The sequence below is a fragment of the Inquilinus sp. OTU3971 genome (genome assembly GCF_038440215.1).
This window is the reverse complement of record NZ_JASATH010000187.1, coordinates 1-16,513: the sequence shown is the minus strand read 5'-3', so window position 1 is coordinate 16,513 and position 16,513 is coordinate 1. Positions and strand designations below refer to the sequence as shown.

At 67.2% G+C, this 16,513-nt stretch carries 15 protein-coding genes; 6 read left to right on the top strand and 9 right to left on the bottom strand.

Annotated features, from left to right (window positions below; genetic code table 11):
* Positions 1 to 47: 47 nt before the first annotated feature.
* The 6 genes from AAHM41_RS32520 to AAHM41_RS32495 all read right to left on the bottom strand — a co-directional run bounded on the left by AAHM41_RS32520 (position 48) and on the right by AAHM41_RS32495 (position 6,486).
* Positions 48 to 1,016, bottom strand: a complete 969-nt coding sequence (locus AAHM41_RS32520; RefSeq protein ID WP_342240787.1) for a GDP-L-fucose synthase family protein — start codon at positions 1,014 to 1,016, stop codon at positions 48 to 50.
* A 4-nt stretch (positions 1,017 to 1,020) separates the two neighbouring features.
* Positions 1,021 to 2,091 (bottom strand): GDP-mannose 4,6-dehydratase, encoded by a 1,071-nt coding sequence (gmd, locus tag AAHM41_RS32515; protein WP_342240786.1) that lies wholly within the window; start codon positions 2,089 to 2,091, stop codon positions 1,021 to 1,023.
* 320 nt (positions 2,092 to 2,411) lie between these two features.
* Positions 2,412 to 3,587: a DegT/DnrJ/EryC1/StrS family aminotransferase gene (locus AAHM41_RS32510; protein WP_342240785.1), complete on the bottom strand. Its 1,176-nt coding sequence runs from the start codon at positions 3,585 to 3,587 to the stop codon at positions 2,412 to 2,414.
* Positions 3,584 to 4,633: an SDR family NAD(P)-dependent oxidoreductase gene (locus AAHM41_RS32505; RefSeq protein WP_342240784.1), complete on the bottom strand. Its 1,050-nt coding sequence runs from the start codon at positions 4,631 to 4,633 to the stop codon at positions 3,584 to 3,586. The genes AAHM41_RS32510 and AAHM41_RS32505 overlap by 4 nt, the downstream gene beginning before the upstream one ends.
* A 33-nt stretch (positions 4,634 to 4,666) precedes the next feature.
* Positions 4,667 to 5,788, bottom strand: a complete 1,122-nt coding sequence (locus AAHM41_RS32500; RefSeq protein WP_342240783.1) for a DegT/DnrJ/EryC1/StrS family aminotransferase — start codon at positions 5,786 to 5,788, stop codon at positions 4,667 to 4,669.
* Positions 5,785 to 6,486 (bottom strand): hypothetical protein, encoded by a 702-nt coding sequence (locus AAHM41_RS32495; RefSeq protein ID WP_342240782.1) that lies wholly within the window; start codon positions 6,484 to 6,486, stop codon positions 5,785 to 5,787. The genes AAHM41_RS32500 and AAHM41_RS32495 overlap by 4 nt, the downstream gene beginning before the upstream one ends.
* Positions 6,487 to 6,867: 381 nt before the next feature.
* Between AAHM41_RS32495 and AAHM41_RS32490 the strand changes: the two genes are divergently transcribed.
* From AAHM41_RS32490 to AAHM41_RS32465, 6 genes are read left to right on the top strand one after another with little or no spacing between them, the layout of a single operon-like run.
* The gene (locus AAHM41_RS32490) at positions 6,868 to 8,139 is read left to right on the top strand and encodes a glycosyltransferase family 4 protein (protein WP_342240781.1); all 1,272 of its coding nucleotides are present in this window, start codon (positions 6,868 to 6,870) and stop codon (positions 8,137 to 8,139) included.
* A complete protein-coding gene (locus AAHM41_RS32485; RefSeq protein ID WP_342240780.1) occupies positions 8,136 to 9,407 on the top strand; it encodes a glycosyltransferase family 4 protein in 1,272 nt (423 codons plus the stop codon). The genes AAHM41_RS32490 and AAHM41_RS32485 overlap by 4 nt, the downstream gene beginning before the upstream one ends.
* 29 nt (positions 9,408 to 9,436) lie before the next feature.
* On the top strand, positions 9,437 to 10,669 hold the full coding sequence (locus tag AAHM41_RS32480; RefSeq protein ID WP_342240779.1) for a glycosyltransferase: 1,233 nt from the start codon (positions 9,437 to 9,439) through the stop codon (positions 10,667 to 10,669).
* A gap of 35 nt (positions 10,670 to 10,704) precedes the next feature.
* A complete protein-coding gene (locus AAHM41_RS32475) occupies positions 10,705 to 10,881 on the top strand; it encodes a hypothetical protein (protein ID WP_342240778.1) in 177 nt (58 codons plus the stop codon).
* Positions 10,878 to 11,513 carry a hypothetical protein gene (locus AAHM41_RS32470; RefSeq protein ID WP_342240777.1) on the top strand — a complete coding sequence of 212 codons (636 nt, stop codon included), beginning with the start codon at positions 10,878 to 10,880 and terminating at the stop codon, positions 11,511 to 11,513. Before AAHM41_RS32475 ends, AAHM41_RS32470 begins: the two co-directional genes overlap by 4 nt.
* The gene (locus AAHM41_RS32465; protein ID WP_342240776.1) at positions 11,510 to 13,582 is read left to right on the top strand and encodes a hypothetical protein; all 2,073 of its coding nucleotides are present in this window, start codon (positions 11,510 to 11,512) and stop codon (positions 13,580 to 13,582) included. Before AAHM41_RS32470 ends, AAHM41_RS32465 begins: the two co-directional genes overlap by 4 nt.
* A gap of 18 nt (positions 13,583 to 13,600) precedes the next feature.
* Here AAHM41_RS32465 and AAHM41_RS32460 read toward each other — a convergent pair whose 3' ends face one another.
* From AAHM41_RS32460 to AAHM41_RS32450, 3 genes are read right to left on the bottom strand one after another with little or no spacing between them, the layout of a single operon-like run.
* On the bottom strand, positions 13,601 to 14,935 hold the full coding sequence (locus tag AAHM41_RS32460; protein WP_342240775.1) for a hypothetical protein: 1,335 nt from the start codon (positions 14,933 to 14,935) through the stop codon (positions 13,601 to 13,603).
* Positions 14,872 to 15,420 (bottom strand): YdcF family protein, encoded by a 549-nt coding sequence (locus tag AAHM41_RS32455; RefSeq protein ID WP_342240774.1) that lies wholly within the window; start codon positions 15,418 to 15,420, stop codon positions 14,872 to 14,874. Before AAHM41_RS32455 ends, AAHM41_RS32460 begins: the two co-directional genes overlap by 64 nt.
* Positions 15,421 to 15,455: 35 nt before the next feature.
* Entirely contained in the window at positions 15,456 to 16,289 is an 834-nt protein-coding gene (locus AAHM41_RS32450) for a glycosyltransferase family 2 protein (protein WP_342240773.1), read from the bottom strand.
* Positions 16,290 to 16,513 lie beyond the last annotated feature (224 nt).

The following is a 16,513-nucleotide window of genomic DNA, read 5'->3' as shown; positions in this document are numbered from 1 at the left end:
GTGAAGGCCTCCATCCACCGCCGGATGGAGGCCTTCATCTTTGCGCGTCATGCGCCGGCGACGACCGCATTCCTGCCGGCGAAGGAATCGGCCCAGAACCGATAGCTCTCCGCAATTCCCTGGCGCAGATCGACCTTGGGATGCCAACCAAGCTTCCGGATGCGGCTGGTGTCCAGCAGCTTCCGCGGCGTCCCGTCCGGCCTCGAGGTGTCGAACACCATGCGGCCGCGATAGCCGACGACCTCCCCCACCAGCGCCGCCAGATCAGCGATGGGAAGATCGGCGCCGGCGCCGATATTGATCGGCCCCGGCCCGTCATAGTGCCGCATGGCGAGCATGCAGGCGTCGACGAGGTCATCGACATAGAGGAACTCCCGCCGTGGCCGGCCCGAGCCCCAGATCGTGACTGTCGGCGCCCCTTCGACCTTCGCTTCGTGGAATTTCCGGATCAGGGCCGGCAGGACGTGGGATTTTTCGGGATCGAAATTGTCGTTCGGACCATAGAGATTGCAGGGCAAGGCCGAAATGAAACGGCAATGATGCTGACGGGCGAAGCTTTCGACCAGCTTGATCCCTGCGATCTTGGCAACGGCGTAACCCTCATTGGTCGGCTCGAATGCTCCGGTCAGCAATTGCTCCTCGCGGATCGGCTGGGCGGTCTCGCGCGGATAGATGCAACTGGAGCCCAGATAGAGGAGCTTCTCGACGCCGATACGATGCGCCGAATGGATGATGTTCGCGGCGATCATCAGATTGTCGTACAGGAAATCGGCGGGCATCGAGGCGTTGGCGGCAATGCCGCCGACGCGCCCTGCGGCGACGAACACGATGTCCGGCCGGCTGCGCTCCATCCAGGCGGCGGTCGCCGCCTGATCTCTGAGATCGAGCTCGGTGCGGCTGGCGACAATCAGGTCGCACGCCTCGGCGCCAAGCCTGCGGCACAGCGCCGATCCGACCATGCCGCGATCGCCCGCGACCCAGACCCGCTTTCCGGTCAGATCGACGGCGCCCCGCATGGGCTCAATTGTAGCGGTCATTGCGCCCGGTCTCCCACATGACGGTCTGCAGATCCGACTGCACCATCTCCGACACCAGGGCTTCGAACGGCACGGTGTGCCGCCAGCCCAGCTTGTCCCGCGCCTTCGTCGGATCGCCGATCAGCAGATCGACTTCGGTCGGCCGGAAGTAGCGCGGGTCGATTTCGATCAGCGGCGAGCCGGTGCGGGCGTCCAGCCCCTTCTCGTCGACTCCCCCGCCCACCCATTCGATGTCGCGGCCGACGGTCCGAAAGGCGAGCTCGACGAATTCCCGCACGGTATGGGTCTCTCCCGTCGCGAGAACATAGTCGTCCGGCTCGTCCTGCTGCACGATGCGCCACATGCCGTCGACATAGTCGCGGGCGTGACCCCAGTCCCGCTTGGCGTCGAGATTGCCAAGGTGCAGGCTGCTCTGCAGCCCGTGCTCGATCGCGGCGACCGCCCGCGTGATCTTCCGCGTGACGAAGGTCTCGCCGCGGATCGGGCTCTCATGATTGAACAGGATGCCGTTGGAGGCGTGCATTCCGTATGCCTCCCGGTAGTTCACCGTGATCCAGTAGCCGTAGAGCTTGGCCACGGCGTAGGGGCTGCGGGGATAGAACGGGGTCCCCTCATCCTGAGGGATGCGCTGCACCCGTCCGAAAAGCTCCGAGGTCGAAGCCTGGTAGAAGCGGCAGCGATCCCCGAGACGGAAGATGCGCATCGCCTCCAGGACACGCATCACGCCGAGGGCATCGGCATTGGCGGTGTATTCCGGCGTCTCGAAACTGACCTGGACATGGCTCTGGGCGCCGAGATTGTAGATCTCGTCCGGCGCCACCTCCTGGATGATGCGACAGAGGTTGGTCGCGTCCGTCAGGTCACCGTAATGCAGATGGAATCGGGCATCTCCGCCATGCGGATCTTCATAGAGGTGATCAATCCTCTGTGTATTGAATGAAGATGACCTTCGCTTGATGCCGTGAACCTGATAGTTCTTCGACAACAGAAGCTCAGAAAGATAGGCCCCATCCTGCCCGGTGACACCGATGATGAGGGCGGTTTTGTCGGACATCCGTTACTCCAGACCCGCAATGAGAAAATATCTTTTGGGATTATCGTTGCCCAGCCCCGATTTTATGAGACCCACTCCGATCCGACATCCTGAACGATAGAGGCGGGCGTGACCCCCGGGGGGGTGTGCGGTCGCGATTTCGGACAGGACCTTCCGCCCCCCTGTATCCGTTCGGCGATCCCATCCGGCTCGATGGGGCGCCCGTCGCCGCCTCGGTCAGCACGGTCAGCCCCGCCAGGTCGAGGCCGGTGGCCGCGATGCGCTCCCGCATCAGGTGGCACAGGACCTCCGTGCCGTCGACCGGGAACCGGTGTCCCGCGTCAGGCGACAACGACGTCCTCCTTCGGCATGGCTGCATCGGCGGCCAGGGCGCATCGCAGCGCATCCACGATCCGGATCTGCGTCGCCGCCGTCATTTGCGGGAAGAGAGGCAGCAGGATGCAGCGATCCCGGGCCGCCTCGGAGTGCGGCAGCGGAAAGCGCAGCGGCTGGTCGGCATAGGCCGGCTCGAGATGCGCGCACATGACGCCGCGGCGCGTGGCGATGCCATCATCCAGGAGGCGCTGCATGACGGCGCGCTGATCGGTTCCCGGGGGCAGCCGAACGCAATAGCTCTGCCAGTTCGACCGGGCCCAGCGCGGTTCGAACGGCACCACCACTCCGTCGAGGCCGTGCAGCAGCTGCCGATAGTGATGCCCCAGCTCCCGTCGCCGCGCGACGATCGCGGGCAGCCGCTTCAGCTGCTGTCGCCCGATCGCCGCCTGCAGATCGGTCAGCCGGTAGTTGTAGGCCGGGACCTCGTACTCCTCGAAGACGACGCGGCTGCTGCCATGCCGGACCGTGTCGGAGACGGACATGCCATGCTGCCGCAGGAGCCGGAAGCGGGCATCCCAGTCGGGGTTGTTGGTGGTGAGCATGCCGCCGTCGCCGACGCTGACCAGCTTGCGCGGATGGAACGAGAAGCAGGCGATGTCGCCGCGCGGCCGTCCGATCTTCTCCCATCTGCCGTTGAACAGGATCTCGGATCCCGCAGCGCAGGCCGCGTCCTCGATCACGGCCAGCCCATGCGCCCGTGCGATGGCCAGGATCGCCCCCAGGTCGCAGGGCATCCCCATCTGGTGCACGCACAGGACGGCCCTGGTCTTCGGCGTGATCGCCCGCGCCACGTCCTCGGGCGAGATGTTGAAGGTATCGGGGGCGACATCGACGAAGACAGGCACGGCCCCGCATTGCCGGATCGCATTGGCGGTCGCGATGAAGCTGTGGCTGACGGTGATCACCTCATCCCCCGGCCGGATCCCGAGGGTCAGCAGGGCCAGGTGCAGGGCGACCGTGCAGTTTGCGACGGCGCAGGCGTGGCCGGCGCCGACGAAGCGGGCGAACTCGGCCTCGAAGGCGGCGACCTGCGGACCCTGCGTCAGCCAGCCGGAGCGGATCACCGCCGCGGCGGCCGCGACTTCCTCTTCGCCGAGCAAGGGCTGTGCGATGGGGATCATGCGACCCGGGCCTCGATCACCGGAGCCTTCGGGGTCAGGCCGTCCGACGGCGCGACGTCGGCCTGGGAGATCTTCGACGCCTCGCGCCACCAGGCCGCGAGCCCGCGCAGCCCGGCCTCGACCGGCACGCGTGTCCGGAAGCCGATCAACTCGCTCGCGGCCGCGGTGTCCGCCAGGCGCTTGGCGACGGGGTTCACCGCCCGTTCCGCCACATGCGCCGGGATCAGCCAGGGCCGGTCCATGGCGGCACACATCATTCGCGAAAGCTCGAGCAGCGACGTTTCCTCGCCGCTTCCGATATTGAGGACGACGTCGCTGGCGTCGGAGGTCGCGGCGAGGATATTGGCGCGCGCCACGTCGTCGACATTCACCAGATCCATGGTCGTCGAGCCGTCGCCATAGATGACCGGCGGGCTGCCGGCCTCGATCCGCTCCATCCACCGGATCATCACCTCGGTGTAGCGGCCATGGATGTCCATGCGCGGGCCGTAGACGTTGAAGTGGCGCAACGCCACGTAGCGGAGCCCGTACATGTCGTTGAACGACCGCAGCAGCCCCTCGCCGAACATCTTCGCGGCACCATAAAGGGTCCGGTTGGCATAGGGATTGTGGGTCTCCGGCGTCGGGAACTGGTCCGCCATGCCGTAGACCGAGGCCGACGACGCCATCACCACCTTCCGGACAGCGGAGGCGACGCATTGCTCGAGCAGATCGAAGGTGGCGTCGACCATGACCTCGAGCGCCTGCCGGGGCTCTGCGGCGCAATGCGTGATGCGGAGCGCCGCCATGTGGAAGACGGTGTCGATCCCGTCGACCAGCCCCGCCATCACCGACCGGTCCCGGATATCGAGGTCGATCAGGCGGACGCGGCCGCTCTCCATCGCTCGCGCCAGGTTCTCCGGCCGGCCGCGGACCATGTTGTCGACGACCAGGATTTCGGAGCATCCGGCGTCGACGAGATGATCGACGATCCGTGACCCGACGAACCCCGCCCCGCCGGTGACAAGCACGCGCTTGCCGGCCAGGATATCGCTTTGGCTGGACATGATGACCTCACTCAGGAAGAGAGTTTCTATCGGTCAGGCGACCGAGGCCCTTTGTGGTTGGCAGACTTGCACCACGGCCCGGGCGATCTGCCGGACCGTTCCGTCCGCCAGCTCCGGATAGATCGGCAGCGACAGGGTTTCCGCCGCCATGGCCTCGCTGACCGGGAACTGCCCCGGCCCGTAGCCGAGCTTCGCATAGGCGGGCTGCAGGTGGACCGGCCGCGGATAGTGGATGCCGGTGGAAACCCCGACCTGCGCCAGGCGGGCCCGGATGCCGTCACGGTCCGGCGTCCGGATGGCGTAGACATGGTAGGCATGGTCCTCGCCCCTCGCCGGCGCCGGCAGTTGCACGGAATCGAGGCCGGACAGCGCCTCAGCGTACAGCGCTGCGACCCGCCGGCGGGCGTCGGTCCATTCGTCCAGATGGCGGAGCTTGACGCCGAGCGCCGCCCCCTGGATCGCGTCCATCCGGTAGTTGAAGCCGTGCCGGACGTGATTGTATTTGCCGTTCCGGCCCCAATCGCGCAGGCAGCGGATCGTCTCGGCCAGGTCGGCGCGGTTGGTGACGATGGCCCCGCCTTCGCCGACCGCACCGAGATTCTTGCCGGGATAGAAGCTGAAGCAACCGATGTCGCCGATGGTGCCCGCGGAGACGCCGTTGCGGCAGGCGCCATGTGCCTGCGCCGCATCCTCGATGATCCAGGCGCCGTGCCGGCGGCCGATCGCCATGATCGCGTCCATATCGGCCAGGCGGCCGTGCAGGTGGACCGGCACGATGGCCTTGGTCTTCGGCGTCAGCGCCGCCTCGAGCGCCGACGGATCCATGGTCCAGGTCTTGGGATCGATGTCGACGAAGACCGGGGTCGCGCCGGCATAGAGAATGGCGGCCACCGTGGCGACGAAGGTCATCGGCACCGTCACCACCTCGTCGCCGGGACCGACGCCGGCGGCGAGAAGGGCGAGATGCAAAGCCGAGGTGCCGGTGTTCAGGGCGACGCACTCCCGCGCGCCGCAATAGGCGGCGAAGGCGTCCTCGAAATCCGCGACCGGCGCCCCCAGGACGTAGTCGGTGCCGCGCAGGACCTCCAGCGTCGCCCGCTCCAGCTCGGGACCGATCTGCTGGTACTGCGCGCGCAGATCCAGAAAGGGAATCATGAAGCTCTCCGCAGCTCGACGAGGTCGATGGGTTGGCCGCGCTGTTTCATCGACTGCGACGCTGCCTCCAGCATTTCGACGACCCGGAGACCGCTTCCGCCGTCGGTCGCGGGGCGTTGCTCGGTGTTGATGCACTGGATGAAGTGTTCGGTCTCGGTCAGCAGCGCTTCCTTGACCGAGAGCTGGGGCGCCCACATGTCGCCCATCCGGTACGAGACCATCAGCTTCTGGATGTCCTTCGTATCGTCGGCAAGGTTGATGCCGCGGTCGTAGACCTTCACCTTCTCGCTGGCCTGGAGATCGTCGTAGACGATCACCCCGAGCGCCTCCACGCCGACCGTGACACCGCCGATGATCGTCGCGTTCGAGCCGATCGATGCCCGCCGCCGGATCAGGGGCGGCGTCAACTCCCACTCCCCATCGACCTGCAGGCTGCCATCATCATTCGTCGCCTGGGGCAGAAGGCTGTTCGTGAACATCACCCCGTGGGCAATCATCACCTCGTCCTCGATCACCACCCCCTCGCAGATGAAGGAATGCGACGAGATCTTGCAGGATGCGCCGATGCGTGCGTTCTTCTGGATCTCGACGAAGGGACCGATCCTCGTGTGGTCTCCGATCGTACAGCCATAGATGTTGACCAGATCGTGATGAAAAATGACGACGTCTTCTCCGATATGAGCGTTCGTGATCGGCATTCATTTCTCGTCAGGCTGTAGTTATTTGAATATCCGTGTATTCGCCTGAACAATAGAAGCGTAGCGGAACCATACCGTTCCTGGCTGAAATGGGCATCTGACCAAGGGAATGGTCCGCGACGGATCACGACGGCCGTTGTGATGACCTGGAGGGTGCCCGGGTGAGGAGGGGACTACCTCCCACGGTTGATCGGCGCTCCCCACGGATGCCCCCCCTCTCCGCCCCTCCGTGGCCGCTACCGCCTTTGTCTTCCTTGCCGGCCCCCGGGCGGCCCGACCACTGTTCCAGCATCCGCCGCGGATGAATTTCCGATCCGGCGCCCTGTTTCCGGCGCGGCGCCCTTCGACCCGTCGATGAAGACGCACAGGAACGCGCGATTCATGAAAATCATTCTCGTGAACCGGTATCTGCATCCTGATCAATCGGCGACCAGCCGGATGACCTCTAGCCTCGCGGCGGGTTTGAGGGAGCGAGGCTTCCCGGTCGCCGGCTTGGCCAGCCGCGACATCCACAATGATCGCGGCCAGAGGTTGCCGTCCGAGGGAGATCTGGACGGCATCAGGATCCATCGTCTTTGGACCTCCACCTTCGGACGGTCGACCCTATGGGGCCGGGCTCTCGACTATCTCACCTTCCATCTCTCCGCGGCCTGGTGGGTGCTGCGTCATGCCGAGCGCGGCGACATCTGCATCGTCTGCACCGACCCCCCGCTTCTCTCGGTGACGCTGGCCCTGCCGCTCCGCCTCAGGGGCGCGCGGATGGTGAACTGGCTGCACGACCTGTTCCCGGAGGTCGCGCTGAGGCTCGGCATGCCGGGCAGCGCGCGTCTCGGCAGGTTGGCGCTCCGGCTTCGCGACTGGTCCCTCGCACGGGCCGCGGTCAACGTGACGCCGACCGGCACGATGGGGCGCTTCCTGGCAGCCCGCGGCATTCCGCCGGACAGGCTGCAGGTGGTTCATCACTGGGCCGACGCAGGCGGCATCCGCCCGGTGCCGCCCGCGGCCAACACCCTGCGGCGGCAATGGGGCCTCGAGGGCAAGTTCGTCGTCGGCTACTCAGGCAATTTCGGCCGTGCGCACGAGTTCGATACGATCCTGGAGGCGGCGGATCGCCTGAGGTCCCGCGACGACATCCGCTTTCTCTTCATTGGCGATGGCCACAAGCGGGCGGCGGTCGAAAGCTGGGTCCGCGAGAAGCAGCTGGACAATGTGCAGTTCCAGCCGCTGCAGCCGAGCGAGCGCCTGTCCGAAAGCCTCTGTGCCGCCGACGTCCACCTCGTCTCCCTGCTTCCCCCGCTCGAACCCTGCATCATTCCCAGCAAGTTCTACGGCATCCTCGCCGCCGGCCGGCCGACGCTCTTCATCGGCGACCTCGCCGGCGAGGTGCCCGCGGCCCTCACCACGGGACAGTGCGGCCGGTTTGTCGCGATCGGCGACAGCGCGGGGCTCGCCGCCCACATCGGGGAGCTGGCGGCCGCGCCGGAGGCCAGTGCCCGGATGGGCGAGAACGCCCGGGATCTGTTCGAGCGCGAATACACCCACCTGCGGGGCTGGGATGAATGGGGCCGCCTGATCGCCGGTCTCATCCGGACGCCCGAGAGCGCGGTTTTCGAGGCCGATAGGCCGCAACTGGCGAAGAAGAAGCTATCGTGACCGAGGCCGTTGTCGTCAGCCAGCTAGGAGCCCGGATGCACTATGCCGTGCCCCGCATCCTCCATCGGGCCGGGCTGCTCGAGCACTTCTACACCGACATCTGCGCGACCAAGGGCTGGCCTCGCCTGCTCGGCCACATGCCCCGCCGCGCGCTGAACGAAAGCCTGCGACGCCTCGCGGGCAGAATTCCGGTCGGGATTCCAACAGAGCGCATCACCTGCTTCAGCAACGCAGGACTGCTCCACACCATGCGCCGGATGCGGGCCCGCACCGCCTCGGAGGAAACCGAGGCCATGCTGGCGACCGCGCAGGCGTTCTCGACGCGGGTCGTGCGACGAGGATTCGGCAACGCCGGCGGCTTCTACGGCATTGCCGGCGAATGCCTCGAACAGATCCGGGCGGCGCGGGCCGCGGGCCTGTGGACGGCGGTCGAACAGATCATCGCGCCGCGCACCATCGTCGATCGATTGATCCTCGGGGAGGCGAGACGGTTTCCCGACTGGGAAGGCCAAGGGCTGCAAGACCGCTATGCCGAAGCCTTCGCGGCGCGGGAAAGGGCCGAATGGGCCAAGGCCGACCTGATCGTCTGCCCGTCCGATTTCGTCCGGCAGGCCGTGGCGGAATGCGGCGGGCCGGTGGATCGCTGCGTCCTGGTTCCCTACGGCGTCGATGCCCGGTTTCAGCTTCCGGAGCGGAACCGCATCGGCGGGCCGCTGCGGGTCCTGACCATCGGCGCCATCGGTCTGCGCAAGGGGTCCCCCTATGTCGTCGAGGCAGCACGGCAGTTGGCCGGGCGAGCCGTCTTCCGCATGGTCGGTCAATGCCACCTGCCCGACCATGTCCGATCCCGGCTGGGACAGCTGGTCGAGATCACGGGGCCGGTTCCGCGCGCGGAGATCTTCGACCACTACGCGTGGGCCGACGTCTTCCTGCTGCCGTCGATCTGCGAGGGATCGGCGACGGTGACCTATGAGGCGCTGGCAGCCGGGCTGCCGGTGATCACCACGCCGAACACCGGCAGCGTCGTGCGCGACGGTGTCGACGGGTTCGTCGTCCCGATCCGCGACCCGGCTGCCATCGTCGAGTCGCTCTTGTTCCTGCACGAGCATCGCGGCCGCCTCGCGGAGATGTCGCGCCAGGCCAAGGTCAGGGCCGGCGACTTCGATCTCGCATCCTATGGCCGCCGGCTTTGCCAGGCGCTTGCCCAACTCCGGCCGGCGATTCCGGCTCAGGCAGGGGCCTCCATATCCGCCCAGGCCCTTCGCTAGACGGATCGACCATGCCAATCCACCCTGCGATGTCGCGACGCTCCTCCGATGCCGGGCTCGACCGGAAGGCCGCCGCCGCGGTGCCTCCGGTCAAGATCGGGATGCTGCTGGCCTCCATCGCCGCGGCGGATGGCGGCGTTTCCGAGGTCGTGCGCGAGCTCGCCCGCACCATGCACGATCCGACCAAAGTGCAGGTCGATGTGCTGACATTGCGCCGCGGACACGACACCGGCGCGGATGAAGGCTGGGACGGCGTTCCCGTTCGCCGCGCCGAGACATGGGGACCCAGCAGCTTCGGCTACTCCCGACAGCTCGACGCGATCCTCGCCGGCTCCGACATGGATCTCCTCCATGTTCACGGCCTCTGGATGTATCCGTCGATCGCGGCGCGGCGCTGGCACGTGAGGACGCGGCGCCCCTATGTCCTGAGCCCGGAAGGAATGCTCGATCCCTGGGCGCTCGCCAACAAGTCCTGGAAGAAGCGCATTGCGATGCGGCTCTATGAGGACGCGCATCTCCGCGGCGCGTCCTGCCTGCATGCCCTCAACGATTCCGAGATGCAGTCGATCCGCGCTCTCGGCTACGGGAACCCGATCTGCCTGATCTCGAACGGCGTCAGCCCGCCACCGCGCGATCTGCCACCACCACCCTGGCAGGGCCGGTTTCCGGACGACGCCAAGATCCTGCTGTATCTCGGGCGCCTGACCCCGAAGAAGGGGGCCAGCCAGCTCATCCGCGCCTGGTCCGCGCTCCAGACCGGATGGCCCGCGGCACGGCCGTGGCATCTGGTGTTCGTGGGCCCCGGCCCCGAAGCCTACCTCCAGGACCTGCAATCCGCGATCGTCCAGGGCGGCGTGCAGGACAGCGCACACATCGTCGGGCCGGCCTACGGCATCCACAAGGCCGCGTGCTTCGGCGGATCGGCCGCCTTCGTCCTTCCCTCGTTCAGCGAGGGCATGCCGCTCGCCGCGCTGGAGGCCTGGTCCCACGGCCTGCCCGCGCTGCTGACGCCGCAGTGCAACCTGCCCGAAGGCTTCGTCCATGATGCGGCCATCTCGATCCAGCCGGAGGTGGCATCGATTGTGGACGGGCTGCGCCGGCTGACGGCCATGACCGATCAGCAGCGCGCGGCCATGGGCCGCCGGGGCCAGGCACTCGTCCTCGACCGCTTCTCCTGGCCCGCCGTCGCCAAGCAGTTCGAGCAGGTCTACCACTGGCTGCTGGGCCAGCGGCCCCCGCCGGACACCATCAGGTGCGCCTGAGCCATTCCGCCCGATTGATCAGGGGAACCTCCCGATTGCGCCGTCCCATCATCTTCGCCTTCATCGCCCGATACTCGATCAATGCCATCAACCTGCTGATGGCCGCGATCCTGGTCCGGCTGCTGCACCCCGACGAGATCGGCGTGCTCGCGATCTGCGCGGCGATCTTCATGATCACCGACCGGCCAATCTGCGGGGCCTCTGCTATATGAGCGCCGTACAGTGGCCGTTCCTGCTCTCCCTGGCCCTGCTGGCGGATCCGGCGGTGCAGGTCCTGTTCGGCCCGCAATGGTCGGCCACCGCACTGCTGGTGAGCATCATGGCGCTGGCGTCCCTTGCCCTGTTCCCCGCCTTCATGACCTATCCGGCCCTGGTCTCGGTGCAGCGGGTCAAGGACACGCTGATCCTCAGCCTGATCGTCCTGCCCCCGTGCATCGCCATCATCATCGGCAGCTCCTTCGCCGGGTTGCCATGGGTGGCGGCGAGCCTGTTCCTGACGGCCTCGCTGCAGATCTGGGCCTCGCTCACCTTCGTCCGCCGATCGATCCCCTTCAGCTGGCGTGAGGCGGCGGCCGCCTGCCGCAGCAGCGCCCTGGTGGCGCTGGGCACCGCGGCCGTCCCCCTTGCGGCCGTGACGATCGAGGGCTTCCGCTTCGATCATCCGTTCGTCGCGATGGCCGTCATCCTCCCCGGCATGGCGGCGGCGTGGATCGGCGGGCTGCTGGCGACCGATCACCCCCTCCTGTCGGAAATCGGCGGCCGCGCCCGCATCCTGTCCCGGCTCGGCGCCGGTCTGATGGCGCTGCGTCACCGCCCGCACCGCACGAAGCCGGCGCGGTCGTGACCGCGTCCGGCCCGGATCGGCGTGGCATGCTCAAAGGGCTGGCGGGCCTGGCCACCGTTGGCGCCACCACAACGGCAGCGGTCTCCGCATCGGCGGCGCCGGGCCAGCCCGCCGCGGTGCCCCGCGTCTTCAGCCCCCGGGACTTCGGCGCACTCGGCGACGGCATCGCCGACGATACAGCCGGCTTCCGCGGCATGCACCGCGCCGTGGCGCGGCTGCAAACCGAGGATGACCGGCTGCGCGCTGCGGATCCGAACCGCCCGCCCGTCGAGTTCCTCATCCGCCTCGACCCCGGCTTCTACCGCTACAGCTGGAATCGCTGGACCTGGGGTCTCCGCCGGATCACGGTCCTGGGCTATGGCGCGACGATCCAGTGCCTGCATCCCGGCCCCTACGACATCGACCAGGCGCCACTCGCCAGCAACCGCGACCACTACTGGGACTGGAATCCGGACGGTCCGGCCTACGGCCCCCCCTCCGCTGGGCCGGCGGAACAGTATGGCCTGCGGCTGCGCACGGCGCGGCCGGGAGACCAGACGGTCACCCTGCTCGCCCCGAGCGCCACGCCCCTGCCCTTCGCGCCCGGCGACTGGGTGCTGATCCAGTCCTATGCGCAGCAGCAAAACGGCTATCCGCCGAATCTGCGTTATTTCCAGCGCGTCCGCGTCGCCGCCATCGACGGCACGGCGATCCGGCTGGACCGTCCCCTCCTCCACCTCCACAAGCAGGACTGGCCCGAGGATCCGGCGCAGGCCCCCGCGATCGGCGGCGCCCGGATCGTGGCGATCGACCGCCCGGACTGCCCCCTGGCCCTCTCGCAGCGGTTCCTGGGCCTGACGGTGGCCTCGAATCCCAACCACGCGGTGCGCGAAGCGGGGATCAGATCCACGCGCGAGACCCTCACCATCAGCGGCACGCTCCGGGCCGTCGTCGAGGATTGCGACCTGATCGCGCTCGGCGTCACCCAGGCCGAGGATGTGCAGGTCCGCAACTGCTCCATCGGCTACACCGAACCCGACAAGCTGATCGACCGCCTGAGCTTCGAGGGCTGCACCATCGGGTCGCTGCAGCAATGCACGGGCGTCAATCACATGACGCTGCGCGACTGCACGATCGAAGGCGACGCGCAGCTCCTGGCTCGCGAGGTGGTGGTGGAGAGCTGCAGTTTTCCGGGGCCTGCCGCTCCGGGAGAGGACCGGCGTGGGATCAATCTCGAAGGCCCCAACCCGACCCGCCGCATGGCCGTGACCGGTTGCCGCTTCTTCGGCCGCGGCGATCCGACGGGCCGGGCCTTGCGCGGACCGGTCTGGATCGAGGTGGCCATGGACGGTCGCGAGATCAGGCTGCTGGACGACCATCGCCTCCACCTCGCCTATGGCGGCCCCGCCTATGCGACGCTGGTCGATCTGCTGGAGGAGGGGTGGCCGATCCGGCTGGAAGGGGCGGAAGGGACACGGTTCGGCCACTGCTCCGAGATCGTGGATGCCGGCGACGGGGCGATTGTCGGCGTCTCGATGCCGGGAGGGCTTCGGCCGGGGGACAGGCTGGCCATCCCCCGCCTTCTCTCTCTGCTCGTCACCGGCTGCCGTGCGACCGGGCTGCCGGACACTCGCCCCGATCCGCCGGATCTCACCTGGGAGGACGAGGTCATCCACTCGCGCCGGCTGCGGGTCACGCTGCAAACGAATATCGCCACCCGGCCGGTTTGGCTCCCCGGCTATCCCATCTCGATCCGTTGCACAGTGATCCGGCCCTATATCGGGCCCTCCCCCGGATGCTTCGTCACTTGGCGAGCAGAAGGCCGGGGCCTGGCACCGATCGAGCTGAATGTGGATTTGACCCAAGCGGGGCCACGCGAGGTCACCACACGCTCCGTCGAGCTGAACGCCGGCGATGCGTTCACCATCGCCGGGCAGCCGGCGCTGCGGCTGCCCGGCCTGCGCTATGTTCCCGAAGCGTCGGCGCTGATCGTCGCGGAGCCGGGCGCGATCCCGGCGCCTGCGGCCGGGACCGCGGCCGAGCAGGCCATCCTTCGCTTGGAGCTCGAGGTCGAGCCCCCCGTCTTCTGATCCTGCTCCCTCCGGAGATCAGGACGTGCCGGTCGGCACCGCCGCCCCGGCCGGCAGGCGCTCCGCCGAGACGCGTCGGACCCTGGCGATGAACAGCAACGGCAGAAACAGCAGAGCGAACTGCACCAGCGTACTGGGGATCCACTGGGTATGGTGGGTGATGGCGAGCATGCCGGACGGGATGCTGAGAATGTAGATGATCTGTGCCAAAACCCAACCGGATGACGCCGCCCGATACACCCGCGCCAGGAAATAGGCGATAGCGAAGAACTTCAGGGCGCCAAAGTAGAAGAACGAGCCAAAGGCATCTGCCATGCCGGTCTCGGTGCTGCCGAGATCCGGGGTGTAATTCCTGTCATTGAACGTCGGAATGACCAGGGATTGCTTCAGGGTCTGGCCGACCAGCTGCGCCGGGACGAAATTCCAGACCAGGACATTCCAGTGGAAGGCCCCATAATCCCATTCCTGCGTCTCGCTGTAGGCGTTGATCAGAAAGATGGCGTTCCGCATCTCCGGTGCGCCGTTCTTCAGCACCTCTTGGAAGTTGGCGACGACATCGATCTGCGCCAGTCCTTCCAGGGTCGGGCCGTTCTGCTCCCGTGTGTTGTTCCGATAGTCGCCGACGCTGTTGAGCCCCAGAATGGACAAGAGCACGGCAACCAGGGCGAGAGTCCGCGGCAGCGCCCAGCGGCGGTGGAACCAGGCGGCGAGCAGGATGGCCAGTCCGAATTCGATGAACTCGCCACGCTTGCCGCCCATCATGATGCGATCGATGACGAATACGGAATCGAACAGGGCGATCGCCAGCGCGATACGGGACGGTTTCCGCACGAAACAGAGAACGGCGACGATGAACCCGTAGGTCAGCATGCGCGCGAAGAACAGGTACATCACGGCCGTGCCGCTCGGCATGGTCGACAGCCGGGCCTCCGGCGGCAGCCGGCTCAGCGCATAGTAGAAATAGGCGCCGAAGAGCGATATGAAGGCCGCGACGCGCAGCAGCCGCGTCTCATCGAAGACCCACCGGAATCCGGCCGCCGGACGGTCGCCGGCGATCCAGCCGAGCCCGCACATGATGGCGCAGAGGATGGTGAAGATGGCTGTCTGCTCGAACGCCCCGACCGGCAGGAAGCGATCATTCGTCAGCCCGATCATCTGCGGCACGATGAAGCCGAGGAACGTCGCCCCGGCGAGGAACGGGAAGCCGTAGATTCCGTCGCGCCGCCTCAGCCCCTGCACCATCAGGGCGATACAGACGACGAAGAGGCCGAAGGTCAGAAGCGCGTTCATCAGACGAGGATCCCGTAGCGCATCGCGTACCAGCCGAGCTTGACGTATTCCTTCATCACCCACACGCCGTCGTATCCCGCCATCATCTGCCAGACGGACCCCCTCGGCTCCACCGGCGCCGACATCCATTCCAGCCCGGGCAGCACGCTCTGGAAACAGGACAGCGCCCGGCGGCTGTGAAACCAGCTCGTCACCAGGATCGCCCGCCGGGCGCCCATGGCCGTGAGCAGCGGGGCGGACAACTCGGCATTCTCCCAGGTGTTCTTCGACTCGCACTCGATCTCGATCACCTCGGGCGGCACGCCCGTCTCGGCGATGAGGCGGCGGATATCAGCGCAGTCCCCGCTGCCGGACACCAGAATGCGCGGCGCGGCGCCGGCCTTGTAGAGGGCGGCCGCCTGCGCGGCCCTGGGCGGGCCGTCGCCTCCCAGGACGACGATGACATCGGCCGGCGCCCGCGCGCTGCGGATGAAGAGCCAGGTCTCGGCCCCCTTCAGGCCGGCCCCGACGACGATGCCGTAGGCGAGGACCGCAAGGACGGCCGCCACGGCGAGGCGCCGAAGCAGGACTGCGGGGCGCCAGGTCACACGCGCTGTCCCTGCTCGCGGCGCCGGATCTCCATCATCTTGACGACGATCATGTACTCGTAGGCCGTCAGCAGCCGGCAGTACAGATACCCCGGCATGCCATCGAGGAAGCCCCGCCGGATGAAGTACATGTAGAGAAACCTCAATGCCGGCCGGAACGGCATGCGGAAGGACAGCTCCTTGAGAGCCCGTCGCCGCAGCTCGGACCGGCGGCTGAAGATATCGGTAAGTTTGAATCCACCCTGCCTCAGGCTCTTCAGCGATTCCTGCGCCTCGAACCACGAATAGCGATTGTGCTTCTCGTACCAGGCGTTCAGGCCCTTGTTGAAGCTGTAATGGTAGAAATGGCTCTGCAGGCGGCCTTCGGCGCCATCGGCGACGCATTGCAGGTTGATCTGGCGCTCGAAGGAGATCTTCTCCGGCCGGACCAGCCGGACCACCCAGGTCGGATACAGGCTGCTGTGGCGGATCCATCGCCCCATGAAGATGTTCTTGAAGCGAACCCGGAACAGCACTTCGGGTCGATCGGGATCGGCTGCGATCGCGAGCATCTCGTCCCGCAGCTCCGGCGGCGTGATCTCGTCGGCATCGGGCATGTAGACCCAGGGATGCTTGAACTCGATCTGCTGCAGCCCATAGGTGCGCTGGGCATGCTCATTGTCCTGGACCCGATGGTGGACCCGCGCGCCCGCGGCCCGTGCGATCTCCACCGTCCGGTCGGTGCTGCCGGAGTCGAGAACGACGATATCGTCGCTCCATGCCACCGCCGCGAGACAGCCCGGGAGGTTGATCTCCTCGTTCAGGGTCAGGATCAGGACGGAGATGCTCATGCTCGGTTTCCCGGCTGCGCGACCGCCCGGGACCGGCTTCGGATCGCCCTGGCAGGATTGCCGACGACCACCGTCCAGGGCGGAACGCTCTTGAAGACCGAGGCTCGGGGCGCCCCCGCGCCGGCCCCGGCCGCGGCCGCCCCCCCGCCCCCCCGCCGGCCGCCCCCCCGGGGGGGGGGGGTGAAAAAAAAGGGGTTTGGGACCATTTAGGGCAAAAAGTTGGC

Coding starts and splice junctions, on each gene's coding strand:
- AAHM41_RS32510 (WP_342240785.1), bottom strand. CDS start 3,587: ATGATCCCCATCGCACAGCCCTTGCTCGGCGAAGAGGAAGTCGCGGCC.
- gmd (WP_342240786.1), bottom strand. CDS start 2,091: ATGTCCGACAAAACCGCCCTCATCATCGGTGTCACCGGGCAGGATGGG.
- AAHM41_RS32480 (WP_342240779.1), top strand. CDS start 9,437: ATGTCGCGACGCTCCTCCGATGCCGGGCTCGACCGGAAGGCCGCCGCC.
- AAHM41_RS32490 (WP_342240781.1), top strand. CDS start 6,868: ATGAAAATCATTCTCGTGAACCGGTATCTGCATCCTGATCAATCGGCG.
- AAHM41_RS32450 (WP_342240773.1), bottom strand. CDS start 16,289: ATGAGCATCTCCGTCCTGATCCTGACCCTGAACGAGGAGATCAACCTC.
- AAHM41_RS32500 (WP_342240783.1), bottom strand. CDS start 5,788: ATGATTCCCTTTCTGGATCTGCGCGCGCAGTACCAGCAGATCGGTCCC.
- AAHM41_RS32470 (WP_342240777.1), top strand. CDS start 10,878: ATGAGCGCCGTACAGTGGCCGTTCCTGCTCTCCCTGGCCCTGCTGGCG.
- AAHM41_RS32495 (WP_342240782.1), bottom strand. CDS start 6,486: ATGCCGATCACGAACGCTCATATCGGAGAAGACGTCGTCATTTTTCAT.
- AAHM41_RS32520 (WP_342240787.1), bottom strand. CDS start 1,016: ATGCGGGGCGCCGTCGATCTGACCGGAAAGCGGGTCTGGGTCGCGGGC.
- AAHM41_RS32505 (WP_342240784.1), bottom strand. CDS start 4,633: ATGTCCAGCCAAAGCGATATCCTGGCCGGCAAGCGCGTGCTTGTCACC.